General features: G+C 30.6%; 2 protein-coding genes. Both read right to left on the bottom strand.

Features of this window, described 5'->3' with window-relative positions; translation table 11 throughout:
• Nucleotides 1–158, bottom strand: a 158-nt coding sequence (locus tag AC1DUW_RS31005; protein WP_477644479.1) for a LamB/YcsF family protein, incomplete at its 3' end; no start/stop codon positions are given.
• 463 nt (nucleotides 159–621) lie between these two features.
• A partial coding sequence (locus tag AC1DUW_RS31000; RefSeq protein WP_477644478.1) for an FAD-dependent oxidoreductase occupies nucleotides 622–802 on the bottom strand: 181 nt, incomplete at its 5' end.

The raw sequence follows: 802 nt of genomic DNA, 5'->3' as shown, positions 1-802 counted from the left end.
GCAAGTTGAACCGTTTTTCTCATAACGGTCGGATCGCCAGCATGAAATCCACAAGCAACATTGACAGATGTTACATAATCCAAAATCTCTGCATCATTTCCAATTCGATATGTACCAAAGCTCTCTCCTAAATCACAATTCAAATCAACTGTATTCATTGTACACTCCTCCTATTTACAGAAATTTMGAACAATAAAACCTATAAATATGTAGATAAAAAAATAAGTATTTCACTTTCATTAAATTTCATAAAATTCCGAAATTCGGAATTGACGTTTCATATTTCGGAATATTCTTATTCTAGCATGTTTTTTTTATTTCGACAATACAATTGTTAGCTAACCTAACATATGTTTTTGTATTTTTTCATTAATCTTGAATATCATTGATGTCAGAAGATTATGTACATAGATTAAAGTGAAAAAATAATATATAGGTGTATTATTTATAGACCGGCAAAAACATATACTAAGCCTTTTTTTCCTAAAAAAAGTCGTTGATTCCTATGATAAGGAATCAACGACTTGGATTTTCATTCTATATGTAGGTTCATGTTAAACTTGCGACTTTGTATTTTTATCCCGATGGCAAAATATTTTTTTCAAGTCTTCTCATTTTTAATTAAAATCGATTTATAGAAAATACTGAGATATCATTCTCACTCTTACCTGAAATAATAAGGTCACTTAAAATCTCTCCAATAACACTACTGAATTTAAACCCGTGCCCAGAGAAACCTGCTGCAATAGCAATGTGTGGATAATTAGGATGGGTATCCACTATAAAGTTCTCATCAGGGGTC

The sequence above is a fragment of the Peribacillus sp. P4_C12 genome, from assembly GCF_056402095.1.
This window is presented reverse-complemented; position numbering and strand designations above follow the sequence as displayed.